The 24243-nt window shown below is 45.9% G+C and carries 32 protein-coding genes; 11 read left to right on the top strand and 21 right to left on the bottom strand.

Annotated elements, in window-relative coordinates:
• Nucleotides 1-3 precede the first annotated feature (3 nt).
• Complete coding sequence (locus AS158_RS05070) at nucleotides 4-681, top strand: ABC transporter ATP-binding protein (protein ID WP_038054759.1); 678 nt, start codon at nucleotides 4-6, stop codon at nucleotides 679-681.
• On the opposite strand, the gene AS158_RS05075 is transcribed toward AS158_RS05070, so the two are convergent.
• Nucleotides 645-1598, bottom strand: a complete 954-nt coding sequence (locus AS158_RS05075) for a protein-L-isoaspartate O-methyltransferase (RefSeq protein WP_038054329.1) — start codon at nucleotides 1596-1598, stop codon at nucleotides 645-647. The genes AS158_RS05070 and AS158_RS05075 overlap by 37 nt on opposite strands.
• 42 nt (nucleotides 1599-1640) lie before the next feature.
• On the opposite strand from AS158_RS05075, the gene AS158_RS05080 reads away from it, so the two are divergent.
• From AS158_RS05080 to AS158_RS05115, 8 genes are read left to right on the top strand one after another with little or no spacing between them, the layout of a single operon-like run.
• Nucleotides 1641-2867 carry a competence/damage-inducible protein A gene (locus tag AS158_RS05080; RefSeq protein ID WP_038054332.1) on the top strand — a complete coding sequence of 409 codons (1227 nt, stop codon included), beginning with the start codon at nucleotides 1641-1643 and terminating at the stop codon, nucleotides 2865-2867.
• The gene (gene cheA, locus AS158_RS05085) at nucleotides 2864-4879 is read left to right on the top strand and encodes a chemotaxis protein CheA (protein WP_038054335.1); all 2016 of its coding nucleotides are present in this window, start codon (nucleotides 2864-2866) and stop codon (nucleotides 4877-4879) included. The genes AS158_RS05080 and cheA overlap by 4 nt, the downstream gene beginning before the upstream one ends.
• Before the next feature lie 5 nt (nucleotides 4880-4884).
• Nucleotides 4885-5340 carry a chemotaxis protein CheW gene (cheW, locus tag AS158_RS05090; RefSeq protein WP_156105118.1) on the top strand — a complete coding sequence of 152 codons (456 nt, stop codon included), beginning with the start codon at nucleotides 4885-4887 and terminating at the stop codon, nucleotides 5338-5340.
• 3 nt (nucleotides 5341-5343) lie between these two features.
• On the top strand, nucleotides 5344-5706 hold the full coding sequence (cheY, locus tag AS158_RS05095) for a chemotaxis protein CheY (RefSeq protein WP_004081049.1): 363 nt from the start codon (nucleotides 5344-5346) through the stop codon (nucleotides 5704-5706).
• A gap of 6 nt (nucleotides 5707-5712) precedes the next feature.
• On the top strand, nucleotides 5713-6006 hold the full coding sequence (locus AS158_RS05100) for a flagellar biosynthetic protein FliO (protein WP_038054341.1): 294 nt from the start codon (nucleotides 5713-5715) through the stop codon (nucleotides 6004-6006).
• Nucleotides 6003-6752, top strand: a complete 750-nt coding sequence (fliP, locus tag AS158_RS05105; protein ID WP_038054344.1) for a flagellar type III secretion system pore protein FliP — start codon at nucleotides 6003-6005, stop codon at nucleotides 6750-6752. The genes AS158_RS05100 and fliP overlap by 4 nt, the downstream gene beginning before the upstream one ends.
• 6 nt (nucleotides 6753-6758) lie before the next feature.
• A complete protein-coding gene (gene fliQ / locus AS158_RS05110; RefSeq protein ID WP_038054346.1) occupies nucleotides 6759-7025 on the top strand; it encodes a flagellar biosynthesis protein FliQ in 267 nt (88 codons plus the stop codon).
• Between the two features lie 12 nt (nucleotides 7026-7037).
• A complete protein-coding gene (locus AS158_RS05115) occupies nucleotides 7038-7691 on the top strand; it encodes a YSC84-related protein (RefSeq protein WP_038054349.1) in 654 nt (217 codons plus the stop codon).
• A gap of 18 nt (nucleotides 7692-7709) precedes the next feature.
• On the opposite strand, the gene clpP is transcribed toward AS158_RS05115, so the two are convergent.
• The 11 genes from clpP to dnaX are packed head-to-tail and all read right to left on the bottom strand — an operon-like array spanning nucleotide 7710 to nucleotide 16347.
• Nucleotides 7710-8321, bottom strand: a complete 612-nt coding sequence (gene clpP / locus AS158_RS05120; protein ID WP_038054352.1) for an ATP-dependent Clp endopeptidase proteolytic subunit ClpP — start codon at nucleotides 8319-8321, stop codon at nucleotides 7710-7712.
• Nucleotides 8293-9570 carry a trigger factor gene (gene tig, locus AS158_RS05125; RefSeq protein WP_038054355.1) on the bottom strand — a complete coding sequence of 426 codons (1278 nt, stop codon included), beginning with the start codon at nucleotides 9568-9570 and terminating at the stop codon, nucleotides 8293-8295. Before tig ends, clpP begins: the two co-directional genes overlap by 29 nt.
• A gap of 26 nt (nucleotides 9571-9596) precedes the next feature.
• Nucleotides 9597-9869, bottom strand: a complete 273-nt coding sequence (locus tag AS158_RS05130) for a flagellar protein FliT (protein WP_038054358.1) — start codon at nucleotides 9867-9869, stop codon at nucleotides 9597-9599.
• A 5-nt stretch (nucleotides 9870-9874) separates the two neighbouring features.
• The gene (locus AS158_RS05135) at nucleotides 9875-10384 is read right to left on the bottom strand and encodes a holo-[acyl-carrier-protein] synthase (protein WP_011942910.1); all 510 of its coding nucleotides are present in this window, start codon (nucleotides 10382-10384) and stop codon (nucleotides 9875-9877) included.
• Nucleotides 10381-11031 (bottom strand): methyltransferase domain-containing protein, encoded by a 651-nt coding sequence (locus AS158_RS05140; RefSeq protein ID WP_038054361.1) that lies wholly within the window; start codon nucleotides 11029-11031, stop codon nucleotides 10381-10383. The genes AS158_RS05135 and AS158_RS05140 overlap by 4 nt, the downstream gene beginning before the upstream one ends.
• Nucleotides 11028-11477, bottom strand: a complete 450-nt coding sequence (locus tag AS158_RS05145; protein WP_165304623.1) for a GatB/YqeY domain-containing protein — start codon at nucleotides 11475-11477, stop codon at nucleotides 11028-11030. The genes AS158_RS05140 and AS158_RS05145 overlap by 4 nt, the downstream gene beginning before the upstream one ends.
• Nucleotides 11478-11522: 45 nt before the next feature.
• Entirely contained in the window at nucleotides 11523-12254 is a 732-nt protein-coding gene (gene tpiA, locus AS158_RS05150; RefSeq protein WP_038054368.1) for a triose-phosphate isomerase, read from the bottom strand.
• 32 nt (nucleotides 12255-12286) lie between these two features.
• Complete coding sequence (gene pgk / locus AS158_RS05155; RefSeq protein ID WP_038054371.1) at nucleotides 12287-13486, bottom strand: phosphoglycerate kinase; 1200 nt, start codon at nucleotides 13484-13486, stop codon at nucleotides 12287-12289.
• Between the two features lie 51 nt (nucleotides 13487-13537).
• Nucleotides 13538-14539: a type I glyceraldehyde-3-phosphate dehydrogenase gene (gene gap / locus AS158_RS05160; RefSeq protein ID WP_038054373.1), complete on the bottom strand. Its 1002-nt coding sequence runs from the start codon at nucleotides 14537-14539 to the stop codon at nucleotides 13538-13540.
• 16 nt (nucleotides 14540-14555) lie between these two features.
• On the bottom strand, nucleotides 14556-14912 hold the full coding sequence (locus AS158_RS05165; protein WP_038054376.1) for a YbaB/EbfC family nucleoid-associated protein: 357 nt from the start codon (nucleotides 14910-14912) through the stop codon (nucleotides 14556-14558).
• Nucleotide 14913: 1 nt separating this feature from the next.
• Nucleotides 14914-16347 carry a DNA polymerase III subunit gamma/tau gene (dnaX, locus tag AS158_RS05170; protein WP_165304624.1) on the bottom strand — a complete coding sequence of 478 codons (1434 nt, stop codon included), beginning with the start codon at nucleotides 16345-16347 and terminating at the stop codon, nucleotides 14914-14916.
• Between the two features lie 88 nt (nucleotides 16348-16435).
• On the opposite strand from dnaX, the gene AS158_RS05175 reads away from it, so the two are divergent.
• Nucleotides 16436-17005, top strand: coding sequence for a transglycosylase SLT domain-containing protein (locus tag AS158_RS05175; protein ID WP_241241253.1), 570 nt, complete (start codon nucleotides 16436-16438; stop codon nucleotides 17003-17005).
• On the opposite strand, the gene AS158_RS05180 is transcribed toward AS158_RS05175, so the two are convergent.
• From AS158_RS05180 to csaB, 3 genes are read right to left on the bottom strand one after another with little or no spacing between them, the layout of a single operon-like run.
• Nucleotides 17002-17475 carry a tartrate dehydratase gene (locus AS158_RS05180; protein WP_165304749.1) on the bottom strand — a complete coding sequence of 158 codons (474 nt, stop codon included), beginning with the start codon at nucleotides 17473-17475 and terminating at the stop codon, nucleotides 17002-17004. The two genes, AS158_RS05175 and AS158_RS05180, sit on opposite strands and share 4 nt — an antisense overlap.
• Nucleotides 17472-18089: a site-2 protease family protein gene (locus tag AS158_RS05185; RefSeq protein ID WP_165304626.1), complete on the bottom strand. Its 618-nt coding sequence runs from the start codon at nucleotides 18087-18089 to the stop codon at nucleotides 17472-17474. Before AS158_RS05185 ends, AS158_RS05180 begins: the two co-directional genes overlap by 4 nt.
• Nucleotides 18083-19033, bottom strand: coding sequence for a polysaccharide pyruvyl transferase CsaB (gene csaB, locus AS158_RS05190; protein WP_165304627.1), 951 nt, complete (start codon nucleotides 19031-19033; stop codon nucleotides 18083-18085). Before csaB ends, AS158_RS05185 begins: the two co-directional genes overlap by 7 nt.
• Before the next feature lie 62 nt (nucleotides 19034-19095).
• On the opposite strand from csaB, the gene AS158_RS05195 reads away from it, so the two are divergent.
• Nucleotides 19096-19836 (top strand): MBL fold metallo-hydrolase, encoded by a 741-nt coding sequence (locus tag AS158_RS05195; protein ID WP_165304628.1) that lies wholly within the window; start codon nucleotides 19096-19098, stop codon nucleotides 19834-19836.
• On the opposite strand, the gene fliY is transcribed toward AS158_RS05195, so the two are convergent.
• Genes fliY through AS158_RS05225 form a run of 6 tightly spaced genes read right to left on the bottom strand, consistent with a single transcriptional unit; the run spans nucleotide 19826 to nucleotide 24237 of the window.
• On the bottom strand, nucleotides 19826-20866 hold the full coding sequence (gene fliY / locus AS158_RS05200) for a flagellar motor switch phosphatase FliY (protein ID WP_165304629.1): 1041 nt from the start codon (nucleotides 20864-20866) through the stop codon (nucleotides 19826-19828). The two genes, AS158_RS05195 and fliY, sit on opposite strands and share 11 nt — an antisense overlap.
• Nucleotides 20863-21849, bottom strand: coding sequence for a flagellar motor switch protein FliM (gene fliM, locus AS158_RS05205; RefSeq protein ID WP_165304630.1), 987 nt, complete (start codon nucleotides 21847-21849; stop codon nucleotides 20863-20865). The genes fliY and fliM overlap by 4 nt, the downstream gene beginning before the upstream one ends.
• 9 nt (nucleotides 21850-21858) lie before the next feature.
• A complete protein-coding gene (locus AS158_RS05210; protein ID WP_165304631.1) occupies nucleotides 21859-22368 on the bottom strand; it encodes a flagellar basal body-associated protein FliL in 510 nt (169 codons plus the stop codon).
• Nucleotides 22369-22377: 9 nt separating this feature from the next.
• Complete coding sequence (locus tag AS158_RS05215; protein ID WP_165304632.1) at nucleotides 22378-23241, bottom strand: flagellar motor protein MotB; 864 nt, start codon at nucleotides 23239-23241, stop codon at nucleotides 22378-22380.
• The gene (locus AS158_RS05220) at nucleotides 23241-24029 is read right to left on the bottom strand and encodes a motility protein A (protein ID WP_165304633.1); all 789 of its coding nucleotides are present in this window, start codon (nucleotides 24027-24029) and stop codon (nucleotides 23241-23243) included. Before AS158_RS05220 ends, AS158_RS05215 begins: the two co-directional genes overlap by 1 nt.
• A 4-nt stretch (nucleotides 24030-24033) precedes the next feature.
• A complete protein-coding gene (locus tag AS158_RS05225; RefSeq protein ID WP_165304634.1) occupies nucleotides 24034-24237 on the bottom strand; it encodes a flagellar FlbD family protein in 204 nt (67 codons plus the stop codon).
• Nucleotides 24238-24243: the final 6 nt, after the last annotated feature.

Raw genomic sequence — 24243 nt, forward strand, 5'->3', positions numbered from 1 at the left:
GCTTTGATCGAAGTCCACAACCTGTGGAAGGAGTACAATGGGAAAGAGAAAGTAACGGCCTTGAAGGGTATAAATCTAAGAATAAACACTGGAGAATTTGTTGTGATCCTGGGTCCATCAGGTTCTGGAAAGACGACTCTTCTGAACTGTCTTTCTGGTGTGGATCGTCCCACAAGGGGAACTGTAGTAATTCACGGGACAGACCTGTACAGACTCTCAGAAGAGGAAAGAACGAGGTTCAGAGCGGAAAACATGGGGTTCGTGTTTCAATTCTTCAATCTCGTTCCCGTTCTTACCGCTATTGAAAATGTGGAACTACCTCTGCTCATACTGGGTGTGAACAGAAAAGAAGCAAGAGAGCGAGCCTTCGAAATTCTGAGGAAAGTGGGATTGGCTCACAAGTGTGATAGATTTCCTGAGGAACTCTCCGGAGGGGAAAAACAGCGCGTTGCCATCGCGAGGGCCATCGTCCACAACCCAAAAGTCATATGGGCGGATGAACCCACCGGTGCCCTGGACAACGAGACAGGAAGAATGATCATAGACCTTCTGATGGAAATGAAGAGAAATTCCACACTGGTAATCGTGACTCATGACGAAAGAATAGCAGAGAAAGCGGACCGGGTTATAAAGATAAGAGATGGTCAAATAGAACAGGATATACGTGAAAATGTGTTGTAACCCACATGAAGTGTGAGATACTCAAAGCTTCTGTAACCGCAGTTTCCCCACTGAGTTAAAAGGTCCTCTATCTCTGTAGTGTCTCCGTATATCCTCATCCTGTCATCGAGAAACTCTACCACGCCGTTTGGCCCAGCGTAGTAGAACTTTCCACCAATCTCTGCGAGTCTCCTGGTGAGGAGATCCACCAATTCCACAAAGGTATGAGAACGTGGTATTAAGATCTCTTTGCTGAATGGAAATTCTCTCAAAAGCTCCCTGTTCCTCTCAAGGAGATTTCCAAGGTTGCCCCCTGCCGTTATGAATCTGGTTTCCAATTTGTAGCTTCCCACAAGATGCGGATCCTTTTTTGTGAACAGAAAAGCGGGCTGTCTTCTTGAGAGTTTCAAATTGATAGGTACTATCACCCTCCCACTTTCCTTGAGTTGAGAGAACCACGTCTCCGGTACCTCATCTACACCGACTGTCACGAAGATAACATCGTACGGGGAAAACTCCTGGACACCGTAGTATCCGTCTCTGCAGACAAAAATAACGTTCTCTATTCCAAGGCGCTCCACGTTTCTTTTCGCGATCTCACAGATCTTTCTCGAATATTCCACGGAGACCACAAGGCCTTTCTCACCCACAACTCTGCTCATCACGACAGCGTTGTAACCCGTTCCTCCACCTATCTCGAGGACTTTCATCCCCTCATCCAAGCCTACCCATTCCATGAACAATGCCATCAAAGAAGGTTGACTTGAAGTGCTGTATTCTTCACCGTCATCATAAGAGACCAGAACGATATCCTCGTAAACGTAAGAAGGAGGATAAAACTTCGTCAGAAACTCCTCTCGGGGTATTTCCAGAAAAGCCTTCGCAATGTGATCACTCACACCGTACTTTTTAAGAATCCAAAAGAGCTTTTCTCTCATAACATCCCCCTGTGTGTTATCATATCACCAGGGAGGGGTCGTATGAAGAAAGCGGCGATCATCACTATCGGAAGCGAACTACTGGAAGGTTTGATACTCAACAAGAATGCGCAGTTCCTCTGTCAGGAATTGAAGAATCTTGGATATAGAGTTGTCAAGGTATCGACGGTAGGAGATGATTTGGACACCATCTCAGAAGAGGTGAAAACTCTCATTCCTCAGGTCGACCTCCTTGTTCTCACAGGAGGGCTCGGTCCCACACAGGATGATCTCACCCGAGATGCCGTCGCGAAATCGCTGAACAGGAGTCTCAAACTCGATGAGGCGCTTCTCTCGGAGATAAAAGCGAAGATAAAGAAATACCATTCCGAAGTACCACAGAACATTGAAAGACAAGCTTTAGTAATAGATGGTGCCGAAGTTCTGGACAATCCCGTGGGCAGTGCTCCAGGGCAGATTCTTACAGTAGATGGAAAAACCATAATTCTCCTACCAGGACCTCCCAGAGAATTGATCCCCATGTTCAATGCCCTTAAAGATCGGCTAAGAACGACGGATGTCCTGTATCAGATTGTGTTGAAATACTACAGTATTCCTGAAGCCGTTCTCGAAGATCTTTTGAAGGATATTCTTTATTCTCAAAACATAGTGGAAGTGGCCACCATGGCCGATCATGTAGAAGGAGTACGGCTCAGGTTGACCACCCACATGAAGAACAAGGAGTATCTGGATGAGATGGTGAAAAAGATACTCGAAAAAACTGGCGAACACCTCTACGGTATGAACGACGAAAAAATGGAAGAAGTCGTGGTTAGACTCCTGAAAGACAGGAAAAAAACGCTCGCTGTGGCAGAATCCTGCACGGGTGGCATGTTATCTTCTTTAGTGGTGAACGTCCCTGGGGCCTCAGAGGTTTTTGCCGGTGGTGTGGTGGCGTACAGTAACGATCTGAAAAAACACATCCTCGGTGTTAGAGAAGACACTCTCAGAAAACACGGTGCAGTGAGCAAAGAATGTGTGCAGGAGATGACGGAGGGTCTTAAAAAACTCACCGGAGCGGATATCTGTGTCTCCATCTCCGGAATAGCGGGCCCATTAGGTGGTACTCCGGAGAAACCTGTGGGGACGGTTTTCATAGATATCTTCGAACATGAACACATCACTATGAGGTATAATTTTACAGGCGATCGTAACACGATAAGAACCAGATCCGCCATGATGGCCCTGGAAAACCTCAGAAAATACTTGAAGGGGCGTGAAAAAGTATGATGGAAGAATATCTCGGAGTGTTTGTCGATGAGACAAAAGAATACCTTCAGAATCTGAACGATACCCTCCTCGAACTGGAGAAAAACCCCGAGGATATGGAGCTCATAAACGAAGCGTTCAGGGCTCTTCATACCCTGAAGGGAATGGCAGGTACAATGGGGTTTTCCAGTATGGCGAAGCTCTGCCATACCTTAGAAAACATCCTCGATAAAGCCAGAAACGGCGATATAAAGATAACTTCTGATCTCCTCGACAAGATTTTCGCGGGGGTCGACATGATAACCAGAATGGTTGATAAGATCGTCTCCGAGGGAAGTGACGACATCGGAGAAAACATAGATGTGTTTTCGGACACCATAAAAAGCTTTGTTTCATCGGGAAAAAAGGAAGCCTCAGAGATCGAAAGTGAAACGGAAACAAAGGGTGAGGAAGAACACAAAGGAGAATCAACAAGCAATGAAGAAGCCATGGTTCTTCCTGAAGAAGTCGTCCACGTTCTTCAAGAAGCGAGAAACAAGGGCTTCAAAACGTTCTATATTAAAGTAATTCTCAAAGAAGGAACGCAACTGAAATCCGCCAGGATTTACCTCGTTTTCCACAAGCTTGAAGAACTGAAGTGTGAAGTTGTAAGAACGGTTCCTTCGGTTGAAGAGATAGAAGAAGAGAAATTCGAAAACGAAGTGGAACTCTTCGTCATCTCTCCTGTAGATCTGGAGAAACTTTCTGAAGCTCTGTCGAGCATCGCCGACATAGAGAAGGTAATAATCAAAGAATTAACCGCTGTCGTCGAAGAATCGAAGGCTGAAAAAAGAACCGAGAAAGAAGAGAAAACTGAAAAAGCTGAGGAAAAGATTGAAAGAAAAAAGGTTATTTCGCAAACAGTCAGGGTAGATATAGAGAAACTGGACAATTTGATGGACTTGATGGGAGAACTGGTCATCGCAAGAAGCAGAATACTGGAAACCCTCAAGAAATACAACATAAAAGAACTGGATGAGAGTCTGTCTCAGCTCAGCAGAATCACCTTGGACCTTCAAAACGTCGTGATGAAGATCAGAATGGTTCCCATTTCCTTCGTTTTCAACAGATTCCCTCGAATGGTGAGAGACCTCGCCAAGAAGATGAACAAAGAAGTGAATTTCATCATGAGAGGAGAAGACACAGAGCTCGACAGAACGTTCGTTGAAGAGATAGGCGAACCGCTGCTCCATCTCTTGAGAAACGCCATCGACCACGGTATAGAGCCCAAGGAAGAGCGAATAGCCAAAGGAAAACCCCCCGTTGGAACTCTCATTCTCTCGGCGCGTCACGAGGGAAACAACGTGGTAATAGAGGTCGAAGACGACGGAAGGGGTATAGACAAAGAAAAGATCATCAGAAAAGCCATAGAAAAGGGACTCATAGATGAATCAAAGGCCGCTACCCTTTCTGATCAGGAGATTCTGAACTTCTTGTTCGTCCCGGGATTCTCCACAAAAGAGAAAGTCTCAGAAGTGTCCGGAAGAGGAGTGGGAATGGACGTTGTAAAGAATGTTGTGGAATCTTTGAATGGAAGCATAAGCATAGAAAGCGAGAAAGACAAAGGAACAAAAGTCACGATAAGATTACCGCTCACTCTGGCCATCATTCAGGCGCTCCTCGTCAAAGTCAACAATCTCGTCTACGCGATTCCGATAGCGAACATAGACACGATACTCAGTATTTCGAAGAAAGATATCCAGAGAATCCAGGACAGAGATGTGATCGTTATAAGAGGAGAAGTAGTCCCTGTTTACCGCCTGTGGGAAGTGCTTCAAATAGAGCACAAAGAAGAACTGAAAGAAATGGAAGCGGTTATTGTGAGGGTAGGAAACAGAAAATACGGTATTGTTGTGGATGAACTTCTCGGTCAAGACGATATCGTGATAAAATCTCTTGGAAAGGTGTTCTCCGATGTGAAAGAATTCAGCGGAGCAGCCATCCTCGGTGATGGTAGTATAGCGCTGATAATCAACGTCTCCGGCATTGTATAACGGGGGTGAAAACATTGGCGGATGCTTTGAAAGAATTCGAAGTTTTATCTTTCGAAATAGATGAACAGACACTGGCTTTTGATGTTGACAACATAGAGATGGTGATTGAAAAATCCGATATAACACCTGTGCCAAAATCACGACACTTCGTGGAGGGTGTGATCAATCTAAGGGGAAGAATCATTCCTGTAGTGAACCTCGCAAAGATTTTGGGCATTTCGTTTGATGAACAGAGGATGAGGAGTATAATTGTCGCCAGAACGAAGGATGTGGAAGTGGGATTCCTTGTCGATAGGGTCCTTGGAGTTCTGAGAATAACCGAGAATCAACTCGATCTGACGAACGTGTCCGATAAATTCGGTAAAAAATCAAAGGGTCTCATAAAAACCGACGGAAAGCTCATCATCTATTTGGACATCGACAAGATAATCGAAGAAATAACCGTTAAGGAGGGTGTGTAAAAGATGGGAAAGAGAGTTTTGATAGTCGATGATGCAGCGTTCATGAGGATGATGTTGAAAGATATCATCACAAAAGCGGGATACGAAGTTGCAGGGGAAGCAACGAACGGTCGTGAAGCCGTTGAAAAGTACAAAGAACTCAAACCGGACATCGTCACGATGGATATCACCATGCCGGAGATGAACGGTATCGATGCGATCAAAGAGATCATGAAGATCGATCCCAACGCAAAGATCATCGTCTGCAGTGCTATGGGACAGCAGGCAATGGTCATAGAAGCCATAAAAGCTGGAGCGAAAGACTTCATCGTAAAACCTTTCCAGCCTTCCAGGGTGGTAGAGGCTCTCAACAAGGTTTCGAAGTGAAATTCCATGAGCGGGATTTTACAGTTTCTTCTGGCGTTTGGGATAGTTCTCTTCTTTCTCCTTCTGGTTTACTATTTTGTGAAGAGGGGAATCTTCATTCAAAAGGGATCCAGTATTTCTGTTCTGGAAAGGCACTATTTGGATAGAAAGACTTTCATAGCCATTGTTAGAGTGATCGATGAATATTTTGTCATTTTAGTAACAGATTCTGGTGCTACCGTCATAAAGAAACTTGAAGACTACGAAGAGAAATCTTTCTCCAGCATGTTCTTCAAGAAATTGGGGAGAAAAATTAAATGAGAAAGTTTCTCCTGATTCTTTTAATCCTTTTTCCCCTTTTGTATTTTTCTCAGGAGATACCTTTTCCATCAATATCCATAGGTGTAAGACCCGCTGAAGAACCAGAGGACCTCGTCGTTACTCTCGAGATCCTTCTTGTACTGACCGTACTGGCACTCGCACCCTCCATTCTCGTTCTCTTCACCTCGTTCACGCGCATAATCGTTGTCTTTTCATTTTTCAGAAACGCCCTTGGAACGCGTCAAACTCCACCAAACCAGGTCATGATAGGTCTTGCCCTTTTTCTCACATTTCTCATCATGCAACCCGTCTGGAACGATATCTACAACAACGCCATAACACCGTATTTGAACAAAGAGATGGGCTATCAGGAGATGTTTCAACGGGTAAACACCCGTATAAGAGAGTTCATGATCACCGAACTGAAGAATCATCACAACGAGGATAACGTCTTCATGCTGGCGAAAAACTCAAACATTGAAATCGCAAAAATCGAAGAGGCACCGAATGCCGTTCTGATACCAGCCTTCGTTCTGGGGGAATTGGAAGTTGCCTTCAAAATGGGAGTTGTTCTTTATGTACCTTTCATAGTGATAGACATGATAGTGGCCAGTATACTATTGGCGATGGGAATGATCATGATACCTCCGGTTTTTGTCTCTCTGCCGTTCAAAATTCTCATTTTCGTCATGGCAAACGGTTGGGATTTGCTTGTAGAAGGGTTGATAAAGAGTTTTGTGAGGTGATTCACCGTGACCGTAGAGGTCTTTCTGGATATAATGAAAAGTGGAATAGGACTTCTACTGGAAATCATCGTACCACCCCTCGTTGTGAGTCTCATCGTGGGACTTGTGATCAGCATCTTCCAGGCTGTTACGCAAATTCATGAACAGACGCTGATGTTCGCCCCCAGGATAATCGTGTTGTTTCTCACAATCCTGTTTTTGAGCGGTTGGATGACACAGAAAATCCTCGATTTCTTCATCGAGTTGCTTCAGAAATATTTTCAGATGATCTGAGGAGGTGATGAGGTGAAACGATTCCTCGTTGCTTTAACGATCCTCACATCTTCGCTGTTTTCTTTCGCAAGTGCGTTTGATATAATCGATGAATCGTTCCTCGCACTGAAAGAGTTCCTCGATCAACCAGATAGCGGTGCGTTCCTATCTCTCCTCGAGAGGGCCAGAGGTATACTCATTGTGCCCAAATATCTGAAACTCGGCTGGGTACTGGGAGGACAGTACGGTCAGGGAGTGCTTTTGAAAAGAGATCCAGAAACGAACACCTGGTACGGTCCTCTGTTCGTGAAGATGTACGGATTGAGTTTCGGTCCACAGATAGGATTTCAATCCGTTTCTCTCATAGCCGTCATCATGGAAAATGTCGATGCCTTCGCCGAGGGAAACATCACCCTCGGAGGATCACTGAGTGTCGCGGCGGGACCCCTTGGGAGAAGACTCAGTGCCGATTACAATCTCGACGCTTCTGTCTACTCGTATTCAATCGCACGTGGATTCTACGCGGGTTTCTCTCTGGAAGGAGCAAAGGTAGATATTGACTTAGACCTCACAAGGGAGTACTACAACGTGTACAGAATCGATTCCAAAGAAGTATTAGAAAAAAAGGTTTCGGGAAGAGCAGAAAAGATCGTAAACCTCCTGAACGAAAAGTTGACAGAAAAATAGGGGCACCGAAAGGTGCCCTCACTCTCTTGTGCTGACAACTTTGTCAACTATCCCGTACTCTTTCGCTTCTTCTGCACTCATGAAGAAGTCCCTGTCTGTATCCCTCTCTATCTTCTCTATCGGCTGTCCTGTGTGCTTGCTCAGAATCCTGTTGAGGAGGTCCTTTATTCTCAGAAGTTCCCTCGTTATGATCTCCACATCCTTGGCAGGTCCTTCAGCACCACCGAGTGGCTGATGTATCATTATTCGAGCGTTCGGAAGCGCGTATCTTTTCCCCTTTGCGCCAGCTGCAAGGAGTACAGCCGCCATGGAAGCCGCCTGTCCCACACATATGGTTGAGACATCGCACTTTATGTACTGCATCGTATCGTAGATGGCGAGTCCCGCCGTCACAGAGCCTCCGGGAGAGTTTATATAGAGGTAGACGTCTTTATCTGGGTCTTCCGCTTCCAGAAACAGAAGTTGAGCTATTACCAGGTTTGCCACGTAATCGTCTATGGGAGACCCGAGGAAAACGATTCTGTCCTTTAGAAGCCTCGAGAAAATGTCGTAGGCTCTCTCGTACCTTCCCGTGGATTCAACGACTATGGGAACGTATTGATCAATTATCTTCTTTTCCTTCACTGTCATCACCCTCTCCTTTTGGTTCAACCACCTTCACTTTGACTTCCTGAAGTAACAGATCGAGCACCTTTCTTTTCAGAATGGCCCATCTCAATTCCTCTCTGAGGTCCTGACGTGCTTTGACAAGGCTCTTAGCACGCTCAGGAGAGATTCCCCAGAAGGGAGCGAGTTCCTCCGCTTCTTTTTCGAGTTCCTCATCGCTTACACTGATTCCCTTCTCCTGTGCAAGGACTTCTATTACCCTGTCTCTCTTCATATCATCCAGAATTCTTTTCTTCAATTCTTCTCTGAATTTCTCTTCACTCTCATATGAATTCACAATCTGTTCATATCTTCCTTCTTTCTTCAACCTGTTGACCGCTTCGTTTGCGAGAATTTCAAGTGTTCTATCGGAAATTTCGATCTCCACAACTTCGGGGAGTTTCTCAAGAAGCTGTTCTCTCATGCTCTCTTTCATTTCCACATCGTAGATCTCTTTTCCCTCTTTCTTCAAAGATTCTTTCAGCTGTTCCAGTGTCTCGAATTCGTTGTTCACTGACTTTGCAAATTCATCGCCGATCTCCGGAAGAGTACGTTTGTACACTTCCATCACTTCGAGCCTGTATGTGTACTTCTTTCCCTCGTACTCTCTTTCAATCTCCACAATGTCGCCTTTCTTTTTTTCCACAAGGTCTTTCACAAAAGGTCTGTCTTCGTCCTCACTTATCACGTACTCATATTCACGAGAGGTGAGTTTTTTCCCTTCCTCGTTGTACACTTCCATGTTCACTCTCACGAGATCTCCCGCTTCGGCATGTCCTTCTTTGGGCTCGAGGAGTGCGTGACTCTCCCTGAGATCTTCTATCCTCCTCTCCACGTATTTCTCCAGAACCTTTTCTTCGTCCACTTTTTCCACTTCTATCTTTGAGATATCACCTATTTTCACTTCCGGTTCTTCATGAACCTCCACCACCACTCTGGCGGTGCCGTCTTTAAGTTCTCTTTCAGTAACTATAGGAGACAAAATGAGCTTCCTGTCTTTGAGCGTATCAGGTATGAGGTCCATGAGAAAGTCGAGCGTGTACTCCTGAAAATCTTCACCGAGTTTCATCTTCAGGGCATTCTTTGGAATTCGTCCCTTTCTGAAGCCGGGGATCTCTACCCTCTGGTTCAGATACCTGACCGCTTTGTCCTCGGCCTGTGCGATCTCTTCTGCTTCAAAGACGTACTCCAGCACAACACGGTTTCTGTCTCTTTCAAGCTCTTTCACTTCCATTACTGTTCATCCCTCCTGTCGTGTTTTTATCCTCTTCCTAAGGTATCTCCTCTGGTCCATATATTCTTTTGAAGAGACGATCTGGCTTCCCTGATAACATTGATCTCCCGAAAAAGCACTGTTTTTCTCTTTTCGATGATTTCCAATCTTTTTCTGTCTCTTTCAAGGATCTCAGACAGTTTGTCCTTTGGGAGACTTTCCATCAACTCTTTCCTTTTATCCAGAAGAGAACGAAGCGTTTCATAGTCTTCCCTTTCAATCGCTTCGTCTATTTTTCTTTCTATTTCATCGATGTCCATTTCTCTCACTCTCCGATGAGGATGTTACCATACCTCACAAGCCTGCAATTTGAGTTTTCCAGAAGTTTTTTCAAAGCAAACGGCGGGAGAGAAGTTTCTATCTCCCACCCCTCGGTTGACCTTCCAAGGATTTCGAACCTTTCCTTCAAAAAGTCTTCGTCACCTTCTACAATGATATCACCTTTTCTTTTTTCGAGAACAACAAGAGCCACAACGAATCTATCGTGAGAAAGTGAAACATGAACGTAGTTGAAAAAACCAAAATCCTTATGAACACATACAACCGGTCTTCCACCGCTTTCCAGAAATTCCACATCCGTGAAACTGTGTCCATTCAAGCCCGTTCCCAGAGCCTTGAAAAAAGCCTCTTTTAGAGCGAACCTTCCAGCGATGAACTCTTTCCTTCGATTTCTCGCCAAGAACAGTCTCTTTTCCGCTTTACCGAGGATCCTTTCTGCGAATTTTTCTGGTACTCTATCTATCTCCAGAATGTCAACACCCACACCAATTATCATGAAAGGACCACCGGAGGATCTACAATCAATCCCCTTTTTCCGTTTTTCCTCAATCTTAAAAGAACGAGGGTTGCAGCCTTCTCAATTTTACCATGGACAAAACACATTCTCTTGGGCTCCAATCTGAAAGACAAAAACATTTCCAGCCACTCCACAAGGTTCTCCGGCGAAAGAACGTAAACGGCTGTTCCCCCGTTCTTCAAAAAACGAAACGTTGCCTGTACAAACTTTTCTATGTCTCTCTTTTCAATGCTCCGGGTGGAGGCTCTCAAGTGGTTGGGGCTTTTAACCTTTGTGTGATGAGGGGGATTCGAAACGACCATATCGAAAGATTCCCATGGAAAGGGAAGTTCTTCCACCGAGGAATTCACAAAAGAGACCTTTCCCTCAAGTTTGTTCAACGAGATACCTTCGAGAGCCTTCTCGTACAATTCCTTTTCTTTTTCCACTCCAACCACTTGCACGTTGTAGAGCTTTGCGAGGGCAAAACTCACCGTTCCCACACCGCTACCAAGTTCCAGAACGTTTCTGACGTCCTTGGATGGTTTCGCATACCATACGAGAAGCGATGAGGCGTGGGTTGGTTTTTGCTGAGGACCCGCGTCCACTATCTCAACACATCTGATGATATCGGGGTCGAACTTCATAACGATTCCAGGATCTCTCTGACCATCTTGTTCACAAGTTTCCCGTCCGCTCTTCCCTTCATCCTTGGCATCACTACTTTCATAACCTTTCCCAGATCCTTTGGAGAAGAAGCACCCACCTCGTTTATCGCTTCCATGACGATCTTTCTTATCTCGTCCTCCGAAAGCTGCTTCGGAAGGTACGACTCTATTATTTCCAGTTCTTTCCTTTCCTTCTCTGCGAGTTCTTCTCTTCCGTGTTTTTCGTACTCCTCTATTGCCTCTCTTCTCTTCTTGGCTTCTCTCATCAACGCTTCCATTACTTCTTCATCCGTGGCTTCCTTCATCTTTTCCACTTCCAGATTCCTCAGGGTTGTGAGTATCATGCGAAGGGTATTCATCTTTATCGTGTCTTTGTTTTTCATAGCCTCTTTCAGATCCGACATTAGTTTCTCCTTCAGAGACATGTTGAATACCTCCTCCCAAAAATCGAGACCCCGCGGGGCGGGGCCTCAGGAAATCACACCTCTCATTATTCGTGCAAGCTCTATGAAAGACTCTTTGAGACTCGCTCCTCCAACGAGACCACCATCTATATCCTTCTGAACGATGAGACCGAGGAAATTGTCCGGTTTTATGCTTCCACCGTAGAGAATCCTCACCGCTTCAGCTGTTTCTTCATCGTACATCTCCGAGAGCAGCTTTCTTATGAACGCGTGTGCCTCCTGAGCTTGCTGTGGTGTCGCCACTCTTCCCGTTCCAATTGCCCAAACCGGCTCGTAAGCTATTACCACTTTCCGTGCTTCTTCTTTGCTGAGACCATAGAAACCTTCTCTCACCTGTTTTTCCACAACACAGAAAGTGAGTCCTTTCTCTCTTTCCTCGAGTGTTTCCCCAACGCAGAGAATAGGAGTCATACCTTTTTCAAGCACCGCTTTCACTTTTCTGTTTATGAGTTCGTCGTCTTCTTTGAAGATGTGTCTTCTCTCGGAATGTCCGACGATCACGTATTCAACGCCGATCTCTTTCAACATGAGAGGAGAAACTTCTCCGGTGAACGCTCCCTGGTCTTCGTAGAAAACGTTCTGAGCTCCCAATTTGATGTTTCTACCCGAAAGTATTTCCCCTACTTCGGATAGAGCTGTGAACGGAGGACAGACCACTATTTCGAACTCTTTCACATCGTGGAGCTCGTTTACGAGCAATGACACAAACTTTTTCGCTTCTGCGACCGTTTTGTGCATCTTCCAGTTTCCAGCAAGGATCAGCTTACGTGTTATTTTTTTTTATCTGCGATGCTGGCAATACCAGGAAGTTCTTTTCCTTCAAGGAATTCGAGAGAAGCTCCTCCACCCGTTGAAACATGGGAGAATTTGTCTTCCAGGCCGAATTTGTTCACCGCTGCCGCGCTGTCTCCTCCACCCACAACGGTGATCGCTCCCTTTTCCGTGAGTGCCGCGATCGCAAGTGCGACCTGTTTTGTACCTTCAGCGAAATCGTCGATTTCAAAGACTCCCATAGGACCATTCCAGACAACAGTTTTTGCATCGGAGAGCTTCTGCTTGAAGAGTTCTATTGTCTCAGGTCCTATGTCGAGACCCATCCATCCTTCAGGTATCCCGTCGTCGATTCTGACAACCTTCTTTTCCACACCGGCTTCGATCTTCTGAGCGATGACGGTATCGACGGGAAGAACGATCTCAACACCTTTTTCTTTCGCTTTTTCGAGGAGCTCTTTCGCGAGATCGATCTTGTCTTCCTCAACCCTGGACGATCCAACCTCTTTGCCAAGAGCCTTCAGAAAGGTGAACATCATGGCTCCACCTATGAGAATTCTGTCGGCTTTTTCCATGAGGTTCGTGATGACACCGATCTTGTCAGATACTTTTGCTCCGCCAAGGACCACAACGTACGGCTTTTCTGGATTGTAAGTCACCTTGGAAAGGAATCTTATCTCTTTTTCCATGAGGAATCCTGCCACACTGGGAATGAACTGTGCAATTCCAACGTTGGAAGCATGTGCTCTGTGGGCCGTTCCAAAGGCATCGTTCACGTGAATGTCGGCAAGGCTGGCCCAGAACTTCGAGAGTTCAGGATCGTTCTTGGTCTCTCCCGGATGAAATCTGGTGTTTTCAAGGAGGAGAACCTCTCCTTCTTTGAGTTCCTCAACGGCCTTTTTCACCTCGTCACCGACAACAGCGGGAACAAACTTCACTTCTTTTCCAAGAAGCTCAGAGAGCTTTTTGGCGACCGGTGCGAGACTGAATTCCGGTGAAGGCTCCCCCTTGGGCCTTCCAAGATGGGACAGGAGTATCACCTTCGCTCCCTGCTCGAGAGCGTACTTTATCGTTGGAAGGGCGGCTCTTATTCTCGTGTCGTCCTGAACGACCCCATCCTTCACTGGAACGTTGAAGTCCACTCTCATTATGACTCTCTTGCCTTTCAGATCAACATCCCTTATGGTCATTTTTTCCATGTTCGCACCCCCTTTTTGAGTCTGAGAAGGGCGGGAAAACCCGCCCGTTTTTCACATCTTGAGGAGCAGTTCGAGTGTGTCAACAACTCTGTTGCTGTATCCGTACTCGTTGTCGTACCAGGAAGCCACTTTCACGAGCTTTCCACCGATAACGTTGGTGAGTGTGGCGTCGAAGATACCGGAGAACGTAGTTCCAACGATGTCGCTGCTCACAATTGGTTCATCGTTGTAGCCGATGATTCCCTTGAGTCTTCCCTCTGTGGCTTCTTTCATGACGGCGTTGACTTCCTCGATCGTGGTTTCTTTTTCGACCAGTACTGTGAGATCGGTGATGGATCCATCGGGAGTTGGTACTCTGAGAGCGACTCCATCGAGTTTGCCCTTCACTTCAGGAACAACGAGTGCGACTGCTTTTGCGGCGCCTGTGGTTGTCGGGATGATGTTCACCGCGGCCGCCCTCGCCCTTCTCAGGTCTCTGTGAGGCAGATCGAGCACTCTCTGGTCGTTCGTGTAGGAGTGAACGGTTGTGAGCATTCCACTGACGATTCCGAACTTCTCATGGAGTACCTTCACAATGGGTGCTATGGAGTTGGTTGTACAGGACGCGCAGGATATGATGGTGTGTTCGGGTTTCAACTGGTCTTCGTTACAACCGATAACAACGGTGATGTCTTCTCCCTTGGCGGGCGCCGTGATGATGACTTTCTTCGCCCCAGCCTGCAGGTGAAGTTCTGCCTTTTCTCTTTTTGTGAAGACGCCGGTAGATTCGATCACGAAGTCAACACCGAGGTCTTTCCAAGGAAGTTTCGAAGGATCGGGCTCCGCGAAAACCTTGATCTCTTTTCCATCGACGATCAGAGAGTTCTCAGTGTACTCGACTTTGCCGGGGAACTTCTTGTGAACGGAGTCGTACTTCAGAAGGTGTGCGAGGGTCTTGGTGTCTGTCAAATCGTTGATGGCCACTACTTCGATGTCGGGGTTCTTTCTTTCGTAGATGATCCTGTAGACAAGCCTTCCTATCCTACCGAAACCGTTAATAGCCACTCTTACCATGCTCTTTCCCTCCTTCTCACATCAATCCTGGTATTCCAAATTGATGAGTTATTTTGCTCATCTCTTCTTCACGACGTTTCTCGATCTTTTCCATGACTTCGTTCACTCCCGCTATCAGAAGATCCTTTAGTGTATCGATGTCTTCTTTCAAATCCTCGTCTATCTCTATGTCCTTGACTCTCCTATCACAGGTTGCAACGATTCTGACGGCTCCTCCACCAACGGAAGCTTCTACCTCTATTTGTGAAAAGCCCTCCTCGAGCTCCTGGATTTTCTTCTGGAGCTCCTCCTGCATCCTGGTGAAGTCCTTCAAAAATTTTTCCTGCTTTCCCCCGCCCAGACTCTTTCCACCGAAACTCTTGATCTTTTTCAAACTATCCCTCCTGTTCAAACAATCTCAAGATCTTCTGAGAAACTTTCTCTATTGTTTCTTCCTTTCCCATCAGTCGAAGCTCAACTTCTACCCTTTTCCCGAGCTTTCTGGAAAAGATGTTTTCCAGTTCAGGCAGTTTCTTCTTCATCAACTCGTAATGCATGGACTTCGATGAATCGAAGGAAATGATTACTTTTTCCCCGTCAAACTGGACTTCTGAGAGACTGAGAGCAACAAAGATGGAAAGATCACCTTTTTCTTTCAGTTCTTCCATGAGTTCTTTGAAGCGTTTCTCAAACTCGTTATCTTCTTTTTTTTCTTCCCTTGCTTTCACCGCTTCTTTTTTCTCTTCTTTTTGCTGAACGTTTGAATTATCTTTTTCTTTGACATCGTTTTCCTGAACGTTCGTGGCGGAGAATCTCGTTGCTATGTAGGCCGAGCCTACTTTACAAACGAGCCGTTTTTCTTCGGCGAATTTTATTTCTCTCAGAAGATTCAGAAGTTGTCTCGAAACCTGAACTATATCGTTCGCCGGAGCCTGGTAAACACCTTTCTCCCTTTCCAAGTCTTCGACCAGATCCTCGACCGCTTCCTGGATGAGCACCTCGTAGTCCTTTCCGCTGTAATAAACGTCGTCGAGAACGGTGAAAACCCTTTTCACATCACCTGAAAAAATGGCGTTCACGTAATCGCGAACAACCTGTATCGGTATCAATCCGAGCGCCCTGTGTACCGTTTCGAGATCTATCTTTCCTTCCGAGAACTTCCACACCTGTTCAAGCATGGTGAGCGCGTCTCTCAAGCCTCCAGAGGCCCTTTTTGCAATGAAGCTTAGGGCTTCCCTGTCTATCTCTATTCCTTCCAATTCCGCAACTTCCTGGAGCCTCTTTTCGATGAGCTCGTCGGGAATGTTTCTGAACTCGAAAACCTGACATCTTGAGATGATCGTGGGAGGAACCTTCTCAAGGTTTGTCGTTGCCAGCACGAACACAACGTGGGAGGGAGGTTCTTCAAGCGTTTTGAGGAGTGCGTTGAAAGCTTCTTTCGTGAGCATGTGAACTTCGTCTATTATGTAAACTTTGTATTTGCCTTCCATCGGCCTGTATCCAACAGCGTCTCTAATTCTTCTGATCTCATCTATTCCTCTGTTGGAAGCTGCGTCGAGTTCTATCACGTCCATGAAGGTTCCCTCATCTATCTCTCTACAGGCCTTGCAAGAATTACAGGGTTCAACTCCTTTTCTGTTTTCACAGTTCAGTGATTTTGCGAGAATCCTGGCAAGAGTTGTCTTCCCCGTTCCCCTCGGACCGGCGAATATGTATCCATGGGCCACGCTGTCTTTTTGAATCGCACCGATTATTGCCTTTTTCACATGATCCTGATTGACAACCTCAGAAAAAGCCTTTGGTCTGTACTTCCTGTAAAGAACTTCCACAGAATCCCCCCGTGTTATAATCGAATTGCATCCCGCTTTTATTATACCAGAGGAGACATTAAGAATGATTGAACAGAGGAGGAAAATCGTGAAAAAAATAACTATCCTGATCCTGGTGCTCGTGGTGGTCCCTGTTTTTCTGAGCACCATTCCTTCTGAGAACAATACTTCCTTTCGCGAGATCAACTCCATCGCGGTGAAGGAATGGTTCAAAGAGCTGGTCAGATCAAGAAGAACCTCCTACAAACTGAAAAGCGATGAAGAATTCCTCGAAGACCTGTGGAAAACAATAAACAACGTGGCGAAAGAGACGAATTTCGATCCTATTCTCATAATATCTGTCATAGATGTGGAAAGCGACTTCAGAAATGTTGTGGGTTTGTACGGAGAACTCGGCATGATGCAGATAAAGAAAGAGACGGCGGAGATGGTGGCGAACCTGTACGGTTTGGAAATCCCAGAGTCAGGTTGGACAGAACTCGTGTGGAACTACCGGTTGAACATAAAGTACGGGGCCCATTATTTGAAGTATCTCTTCGACAAGTTCAACAGTTTGAGGCTAGCACTCGAGTACTACAACGGTGGAAACAGCAGAAAGTCCTACGCACGAAAGATACTGGAAACGTACGAAGAGTTCAAGAAAGAACTGGGGATTTAAACCTTCGAGCATACCTTGCCAGAAGAGTCCTGCATCACACGGAGAACCAGTCTCTCCACTTCCAGTTCTTCGAGTATCTTGTTGTCCGGAGTTTTATAGATCACTCTCCTCGTCCCCCTGACTTTCTCGAGAGGCTCGAATAACACCCTGGAAAACCTCTTCGTGGCAGAAAAAGGATGCGCTTTCTCCAGAATCACACCGTTTACTCCCAGAAGAAAGAGTTTTTCCAGGAGCTCTTCACTCATCTCTTGAAACTGAAGCTGGTTCTTCCTGAACGTTCCTAGCACTATTATTTCTCCCGTCAGATCGTAGAGCTTTGTTCCTTCGTACCTTTTGTATTTTTCAAGAACGTCCACAACACTTCTGTCCATAACAACGATCTTTCCTGTGTAGTAAACCACATCCCCTGTCTTCAACTTTCTTATAATGTTCAGAGACACGGGATATCTGAGTACGATCAAAAGAATCACCTCACGATCATCCAAACAAAACCATCAATGAACCTCACGAAGGGATTCATGACGAGCGGTATTATCCAGAGCACGAGCAGAGCGATCATGAAAAGAACCCCGTACACCTCGTATTTTACCAGCCACTCCATGTATCTGTCAGGAAGAAGAGAAGCAAGAATCTTGCTTCCATCGAGAGGGGGTATTGGAAAAAGAGAAAAGAGCGCATACGTGAGGTTGTATTTGGCGGCCTTCACCATGAGAAACCACCAGAAATCCTCTTCGGGAAGATGCGAAGCGATCAATCCACAAAGAAAGAAGAGGACGAAGCTAACGGCAGGACCGAGCAGCGAGATCTTCAAAAGATCCTTCTTCTTGTTTTTGAGCTTCCAGTAACGAATGGGCACGGACCTCGTCCACCCGAACTCGAAGAGTATGAAAGAGATCGTTCCCAGTGGATCGAGATGAACGAAAGGGTTCAGAGAAAGCCTTCCTGCTTGCTTCGGTGTGGTATCGCCGAGTTTGTAGGCTGCAAACCCCTTGATGTACTCTCTGGGAGTAGCAACTATGAGCACTGCGAGAAACCCCGTGAGTATGTTACCCAGTGTGGGAACGATTATCCTCATGTTCACCATCCCTTCAAAATTTCCTTCAGCATCTCTTTCATTTCGATAGCGTCGTTTCTCATTTTCTCTTTCAGTTGTAATTTCTTTTTCAACACAACGGGAACCTTCAAAGAGATTTCCATAGGGTCTCTCTTTGAAAAGAAATGATCCTCTTTCGTGTATCTTGCGAAGAATCTTCTCGCTTTCTGACAATCGATGATAATGAACGGTACTTCGAAATACGATGCTACAAGCGCCGGGTGGAACCTCTCCGTTATCACAATAGACGAGCTCACTATCTCTTCGAGTAAGTTCTCTCCATTTCTGAGAGGTGGAAGATAGGAGTGATCCCCTGGAAAAGCCGTCGATATGACAAAATCGTTTATTCCCTGACCTCTGAGGCTCTTCAATATATATGATACATCCATCGGAGATTTCAGGAAAAACACCGCTTTCTTTTCGGCATTCTTTTCCATATCAAACTCTATGAGGTGGATTATGGCCGGGTCTGTTCCAAGCATCGCGTTTCCGCCAACCATTCTGACGTACCTGTAAGAAGCGGGATCGCGTGCTATGAAAACAGTTCTTTTATCTTTGAAAACGTCCCACACGAGTTTTTTTGAAAGCTTTCTTCTCAACGGCCCCACGCTGTTTCCAAAGAATATGAGGGGTTTGTCCATGAGAAGCGAAGCTTTCGAGAGTGAATAGTAGTAGAGAAGACTCCGGAGACTGGTCACGTCCTGAAACAATCCTCCTCCACCCGCTATGGAAACCTGAGATTTTTTCAAAAGAGAGAGTATCTTGAATGAATATCTATTGACAGAGGTTACCCCCATAGATTTTTTTCCCTTCGGCAGAGGTGTGTATATAGTCCCGAATCCCAGCTCTTTCAGAAGATTCACACACGCTTTGAACATCAGTTCATCCCCGAAGTTGTCGAAACCGTAGTATCCCCAGAGAAAGGCCGTTGCCAAGGAAAATCACCTCATTGTGTAGAAGAATACTCTTGGAGAATTATACTACACGAGGTGAAAAGATGATCACGAATCTTTCCGACAGAGTGTTCGTGATAGGAACAGGAACATCGGCAAACAGTGTGCTTGTCTGTGGAAAAAAATTTTGTGTGCTCTTCGATTCAACGCTTTTTCCTGAAAAGGCAAGGAAGATAAAAGAGTTCGCTACAGAAATTCTGGGCAAAGACATCGTTGTCGTTTTCAACACGCATTACCATCCCGACCACACCTTCGGAAACACGGTTTTTGACAGGATCATATCCCACAGTTTAACCAGAAAAGCTCTGGAAGAAATGGATGAAGAGTATATAAAAAAGATCGGCGTGGAGGTTTCTCTTAAGTTTCCAGATAAGACCTTCACCGAGAGAGAAAATTACAGATTTGGGGACATTGTGGTGGAGGCAGTTCACTTAGGAGGACACACCCCGGATTCTTCGATCTTCGTTTTGAAGAACGAAAAAATCGCCATCTGTGGGGATCTTCTGACAACCGGCATCCATGCCGAAATAGTCACGGACAGTGACCTCTCTGAATGGATAAGAGCTCTCAGCGAGATCGAAAAAGTACAGGCGGATTACTTCGTACCGGGCCACGGAAAAGTTGGAACCATCGAAGATGTCAGAAACATGAAAGACTACATCTCAAAAGTCCTGCGTTTCAGAGAAGGAAGTGTGAGACACTCAGAACTCCTGGAAGACCCGAATTTCATTAACAGGGAACACCCAGAACTCCTGACCTGGGGATTGGAAAACATCATTCGTTGAGAAGTTCGAGCCTCTCTTTTGGACTCACGATTTCTGTTATCCTCACCCCAAAGTTCTCATCTATCACGACAACTTCTCCGCGGGCGATGAGCTTTCCGTTCACAAGAATGTCCACAGGCTCTCCCGTGAGTTTGTCCAGCTCTATTATGGAGCCGGGGATCATTTCCAGAACCCGTTTCAGAGTCATTCGAGTTCTTCCAAGTTCCACTGTGACTCTGAGAGGTATATCGAGAAGCAGTTCCAGCTTTTCATTTGGCACTTCCGTTTTTCTGGTTTCAGAAGGTTTCAGCTCGGCGAATTCTACCGGTTCAACCTTCACTTTTTTCTCCTCTTTCTTTTCTTCTTTTTTCTCACCGCCTTTAATTTCGGATTGTTTCTTTGTGAAGTACTCGTACATCTTCTTCACCAAATCGGCGCTTATCACTTGATAGAACTTCGACTTCGGAAGTCCCTCTATCTCCATTTCAAATTCGACAACGGCGACATCCTTCTCTGGATTGTTGGTCACCGGTGGAAACTGAGTGCTTGGATCATCGAAATTCAACATCTCCACCTTTGGCGGAGAGATATTGATGGTTATTCCCAGAAGTTCAGAAAGCGACGTTGAAGCGCTTCCCATCATTTGGTTCATCGCTTCTCCAACCGCGCTGAGTTTGATTTCGTCCAGTTCCTCGGTTTCCACCTCTCCACTTCCCCCCATCATGAGGTCAGCTATCACCGCCACGAGCTTTTTATCGAGGACAAGGACGTTCAAACCTTCAAGCCCCTCCGTGTATTCCACACTCACCACTACCTGTTCACCGCTGAAATCGCTCTTGACATTCTTCATTTTCTCTTCTCGAACAGTTGGAACGGTGATATTGATGTCCCTTCCGAGTATCATCGAGAGAGTCGTGGCAGCACTCCCCATCGCGATGTTTCCTATCTCGCCTATCATGTCTTTCTCTTCGGGAGTGAGGACACCACCGGTATCAGAACCACTTAGGAGTTTGTCTATCTCTTCCTGAGAAAGGAATTCATTTTCCGTCATTCGTATTCACCTCCGTTGGTGAATTCACCGGTCACCTTCACCGCGTACTTTCCCTTGTACGTTCCGGGAATCCCCCTGAACTTGGGCCTCCCCTCAACGTCTATTCTTATCTCATCTTTGTAGTGAGTGCCGAGCCTTATGACGTCTCCCACTTCCAGATCCAGAATTTCTTTCAATCTCAACTCGGTCTCTCCAATCACCGCTTGGACGGTCACAGGTACTTTTTGAGAAACTTTTTTGAGCTCTTCCATTCGCTCTTCGACTCTTTCGGGTTTTCTTCCCATCATCCAGAAGCGATCCGAAAGCTTCACGAGCAAGGGTTCGAGAAGCGAAAACGGCCAGCACACGTTGATGAAGCTCGTGAACTCGCCCCAGGAGACGGAAGCAGTTACGAGAAGAACGATCTCATTGGGCGGAACGATCTGGACGAATTGAGGATTCGTCTCCACGTTCTCTATCGAAGGAATGAAGTACTGAAAATCACTCCAGGCTTGAGCAAGAAGGGTTAACATGTTGGTCACTTCTTTTCTCATTATGGAGGTTTCTATCTCCGTGGGAGGTCTGTTTGGAGGATTGTCACCGGGACCTCCCATTATGATGTCGAGCATGGTATAGAAGAGATCCAGCCTCATCTCGAAGATGGCGCTTCCCTCAAAAACGTCTCCGGTGAAGATAACTATGAACGATGGGATCATCACGGATCTTATGAATTCCTCATAAGTAAGCTGATCTATGCTGATTTCAACATCCACAAAAGTTCTCAGCCTTCCTGAGAAATACGTAGAAAGGGCCCTCCCGAAGTTTTCGTGTATCATCTGAAAGGTTCGAAGCTGTTCTTTGGAAAACTTGCTCGGTCTCTTGAAATCGTAAGGCTTAACTTTTTTCTCCTCTTTTTCCTTCAGGAGGTCCTCTTCCTTCAATTCACCTTTCATCAATGCCTCGATCAACTGATTTATTTCTTCCTGGCTGAGAACATCAGACACGTTACCACCTCACTCGGTGGTCGCGAACGCTTTGATGTACAGGTACACATCCAGAACTCCGTATTTCTCTTTATCACCAACGAATCCAGTGATCGTGTTCACCGCGTCTCTTATTTGACGTTTCAACAGTTCCAGACCCGGAACGGTACTCAGTTCACTCTTATCTTTGCTAAGAAAGATCATCATGAGCGCATCCATGATCTCGTCTTTCCTCTCGGCTACAGCTGCCCTGCAGGCATCGCTCCCCACACTGAAAGAAAGAGAATCTATCACAACCACGTCCCTTCCACCTTTGAGGAGAAAGGTTTGGTTTTCTCCCTGCTGAATGAGAACCGCCTTTATCCTGACGGGGGTCGAAGGTACGTTTTCACTTTGTCCTCCTTGATTTGAACCAAGGAACATGGGCAGCAAAAAATACACTGCCACGGAAACCACAAGCGGAACAACGATGCTCATGATCAAAGACGCACCCATTCGACGTTTCGGTTGTTCTTCTTCTCTTCTTTCTTCTTCTGCCATCTTCTCACCTCACAGCTTCTCTCGTTTTATGAGGATATCTATTCTTCTGAACTCTTTTCTCAATCTATCTAATTCCTGCTGATACTTTTCTTCCAATTTTTTCAGTTCCGATTCGTATTCCGTTTGAGAAATCTCCCCGTTTCTGAATTTCTCATTGAGAAGGGCTTTCTCGACGTTGGTCCGGTTTTCGAAATCTTGGATCTTTTTCTTTATCTCCCTGTCTCCAAGTCCTATTGGGTAGAATCTGTCGGGATTGTAGAAAAGCTCGATGTTGAAACGCCCAAGCTTTATGTCCGCAACCCTTTCGATCATTCTCTTTTCTTTCAACTCGGTGAGGAAAAAATTCACAACACTCGCCGCTCGAGCACTTGAAAGATGCCAGTTTGAGACATAAATCGAATTTGGAAGAGGCAATCTGTCGTCCGCATAACCGTAGATCTCGAGTACGTTCGTGGTGTGCTCTATGACTATCTGTCCCACCTTGGCCAGCAGTTCTTTGGCTTCCGCTGTGAGCTTAGCACTTCCTGCCTCAAAAAATACCATGTCTTTCAACACTATCAGCGTTCCTTCGTCTCTCTCTTCAACCGTGATCTTTCCCTTATATTCTTCGGACAATCTCATAAGTTCTTGATATATTCCTCTCTTTGATGTGATCAGAGGTTCCTCGTTTATGCTCTTCCCCCCTATGAGAACACTTGGCGGATTTCCACTCAATGCGATTCTGAGTCCCACCGCTACCTGCTGGAACTTTCCGGGACTGATAGTGGACATCGAGATCAAAGCCACAAAGAACGTGAGAAGCAGTGTCACCATATCTGAATAGGTCGTCATCCATTGAGGACTGCCTTTTTGTTCTTCTTTTTTCTTAGCCATCACGCAGTTGCCTCCTGAGAAGCGGTCTCGTAGGCCTGTCTTTCTTTCTCAGGGAGGAACGATTTGAGCTTTTCTTCGAGGATCCTTGGGTTCTCTCCCGCCTGTATAGAAAGAACGGCCTCCAGTATCATCCTTTTTTCTAAAACCAGAATATCCCTTCTCTTTTTGATTTTTTCAGCCATGGGAAGAAAGACACCGTTGGCCAGAACAGCACCGTAGAGTGTTGTTATCAGCGCAACCGCCATAGAGGGACCGAGGGTTTCTGGATCGTTCAAAGATTTGAGCATTTGAATGAGCCCAATCAACGTTCCAATCATACCAAACGCAGGAGCGTACGCCCCTGCAGATTCCAGAACCGCCCTTTCTCCGTCGAGTTCCTCTTCGAAGAGTTCCATTTCCGTTTCCATCATGTTCCTCAGAAGATCCGGATCCGTTCCGTCAACCACGAGCTGGAGCGCTTTTTTCATGAATGGATCTTCTATACTCTCCAGATTCTCTTCCAGAGAAAGCAAACCTTCCCTTCGTGCCTTTTCGGAAAAAGAGACCATTGTTTGAATCAGGGAAACGTGATCAAGCTTTGGCTCTTTCAGAGTTGAAAGCATGATGTTCACGATCCTGAAGGCTTTATCCTTCGGATGAGCTACCATGGTTGCTGCAATGGAACCAACGACGGTTATGAAGAGTGAAGGGATGTTTATGAACGCCGCGAAATCTCCTCCACCTGTCAGGATTCCTATGAAAAGAGCCGCTATCACAAGAACAAGACCCATCAGGGTCGCAAGGTCCATAAAATCACCTTCCTTGTTCTTTCCACCAGTTGAAGATCTTTCTCTTGTATTCTATCACCCTTTGAACGACCTCCTCTGCGGATTCTTTCACGATGTATTTTTTACCGTTTATGAGGGTGATCGTTGTGTCGGGCAGTGCTTCTACGGCTTCTATCAAATCGGCGTTCAGAAAGAACCATCTACCATCTATTTTGGTCAGCCTGATCATCTTTCA

Source organism: Thermotoga sp. 38H-to (genome assembly GCF_011057665.1).
In the GTDB taxonomy this organism is placed as follows: Bacteria; Thermotogota; Thermotogae; order Thermotogales; family Thermotogaceae; genus Thermotoga.

What these genes read in the sequence shown, in the direction of transcription:
- AS158_RS05075 (WP_038054329.1), bottom strand. Translation starts at nt 1,598, where the DNA reads ATGAGAGAAAAGCTCTTTTGGATTCTTAAAAAGTACGGTGTGAGTGAT.
- AS158_RS05080 (WP_038054332.1), top strand. Translation starts at nt 1,641, where the DNA reads ATGAAGAAAGCGGCGATCATCACTATCGGAAGCGAACTACTGGAAGGT.
- cheA (WP_038054335.1), top strand. Translation starts at nt 2,864, where the DNA reads ATGATGGAAGAATATCTCGGAGTGTTTGTCGATGAGACAAAAGAATAC.
- cheY (WP_004081049.1), top strand. Translation starts at nt 5,344, where the DNA reads ATGGGAAAGAGAGTTTTGATAGTCGATGATGCAGCGTTCATGAGGATG.
- AS158_RS05100 (WP_038054341.1), top strand. Translation starts at nt 5,713, where the DNA reads ATGAGCGGGATTTTACAGTTTCTTCTGGCGTTTGGGATAGTTCTCTTC.
- fliP (WP_038054344.1), top strand. Translation starts at nt 6,003, where the DNA reads ATGAGAAAGTTTCTCCTGATTCTTTTAATCCTTTTTCCCCTTTTGTAT.
- clpP (WP_038054352.1), bottom strand. Translation starts at nt 8,321, where the DNA reads ATGACAGTGAAGGAAAAGAAGATAATTGATCAATACGTTCCCATAGTC.
- tig (WP_038054355.1), bottom strand. Translation starts at nt 9,570, where the DNA reads ATGGAAGTGAAAGAGCTTGAAAGAGACAGAAACCGTGTTGTGCTGGAG.
- AS158_RS05130 (WP_038054358.1), bottom strand. Translation starts at nt 9,869, where the DNA reads ATGGACATCGATGAAATAGAAAGAAAAATAGACGAAGCGATTGAAAGG.
- AS158_RS05135 (WP_011942910.1), bottom strand. Translation starts at nt 10,384, where the DNA reads ATGATAATTGGTGTGGGTGTTGACATTCTGGAGATAGATAGAGTACCA.
- AS158_RS05140 (WP_038054361.1), bottom strand. Translation starts at nt 11,031, where the DNA reads ATGAAGTTCGACCCCGATATCATCAGATGTGTTGAGATAGTGGACGCG.
- AS158_RS05145 (WP_165304623.1), bottom strand. Translation starts at nt 11,477, where the DNA reads ATGTCTCTGAAGGAGAAACTAATGTCGGATCTGAAAGAGGCTATGAAA.
- tpiA (WP_038054368.1), bottom strand. Translation starts at nt 12,254, where the DNA reads ATGCACAAAACGGTCGCAGAAGCGAAAAAGTTTGTGTCATTGCTCGTA.
- pgk (WP_038054371.1), bottom strand. Translation starts at nt 13,486, where the DNA reads ATGGAAAAAATGACCATAAGGGATGTTGATCTGAAAGGCAAGAGAGTC.
- gap (WP_038054373.1), bottom strand. Translation starts at nt 14,539, where the DNA reads ATGGTAAGAGTGGCTATTAACGGTTTCGGTAGGATAGGAAGGCTTGTC.
- AS158_RS05185 (WP_165304626.1), bottom strand. Translation starts at nt 18,089, where the DNA reads ATGGTGAACATGAGGATAATCGTTCCCACACTGGGTAACATACTCACG.
- AS158_RS05195 (WP_165304628.1), top strand. Translation starts at nt 19,096, where the DNA reads ATGATCACGAATCTTTCCGACAGAGTGTTCGTGATAGGAACAGGAACA.
- fliY (WP_165304629.1), bottom strand. Translation starts at nt 20,866, where the DNA reads ATGACGGAAAATGAATTCCTTTCTCAGGAAGAGATAGACAAACTCCTA.
- AS158_RS05210 (WP_165304631.1), bottom strand. Translation starts at nt 22,368, where the DNA reads ATGGCAGAAGAAGAAAGAAGAGAAGAAGAACAACCGAAACGTCGAATG.
- AS158_RS05215 (WP_165304632.1), bottom strand. Translation starts at nt 23,241, where the DNA reads ATGGCTAAGAAAAAAGAAGAACAAAAAGGCAGTCCTCAATGGATGACG.
- AS158_RS05220 (WP_165304633.1), bottom strand. Translation starts at nt 24,029, where the DNA reads ATGGACCTTGCGACCCTGATGGGTCTTGTTCTTGTGATAGCGGCTCTT.
- AS158_RS05225 (WP_165304634.1), bottom strand. Translation starts at nt 24,237, where the DNA reads ATGATCAGGCTGACCAAAATAGATGGTAGATGGTTCTTTCTGAACGCC.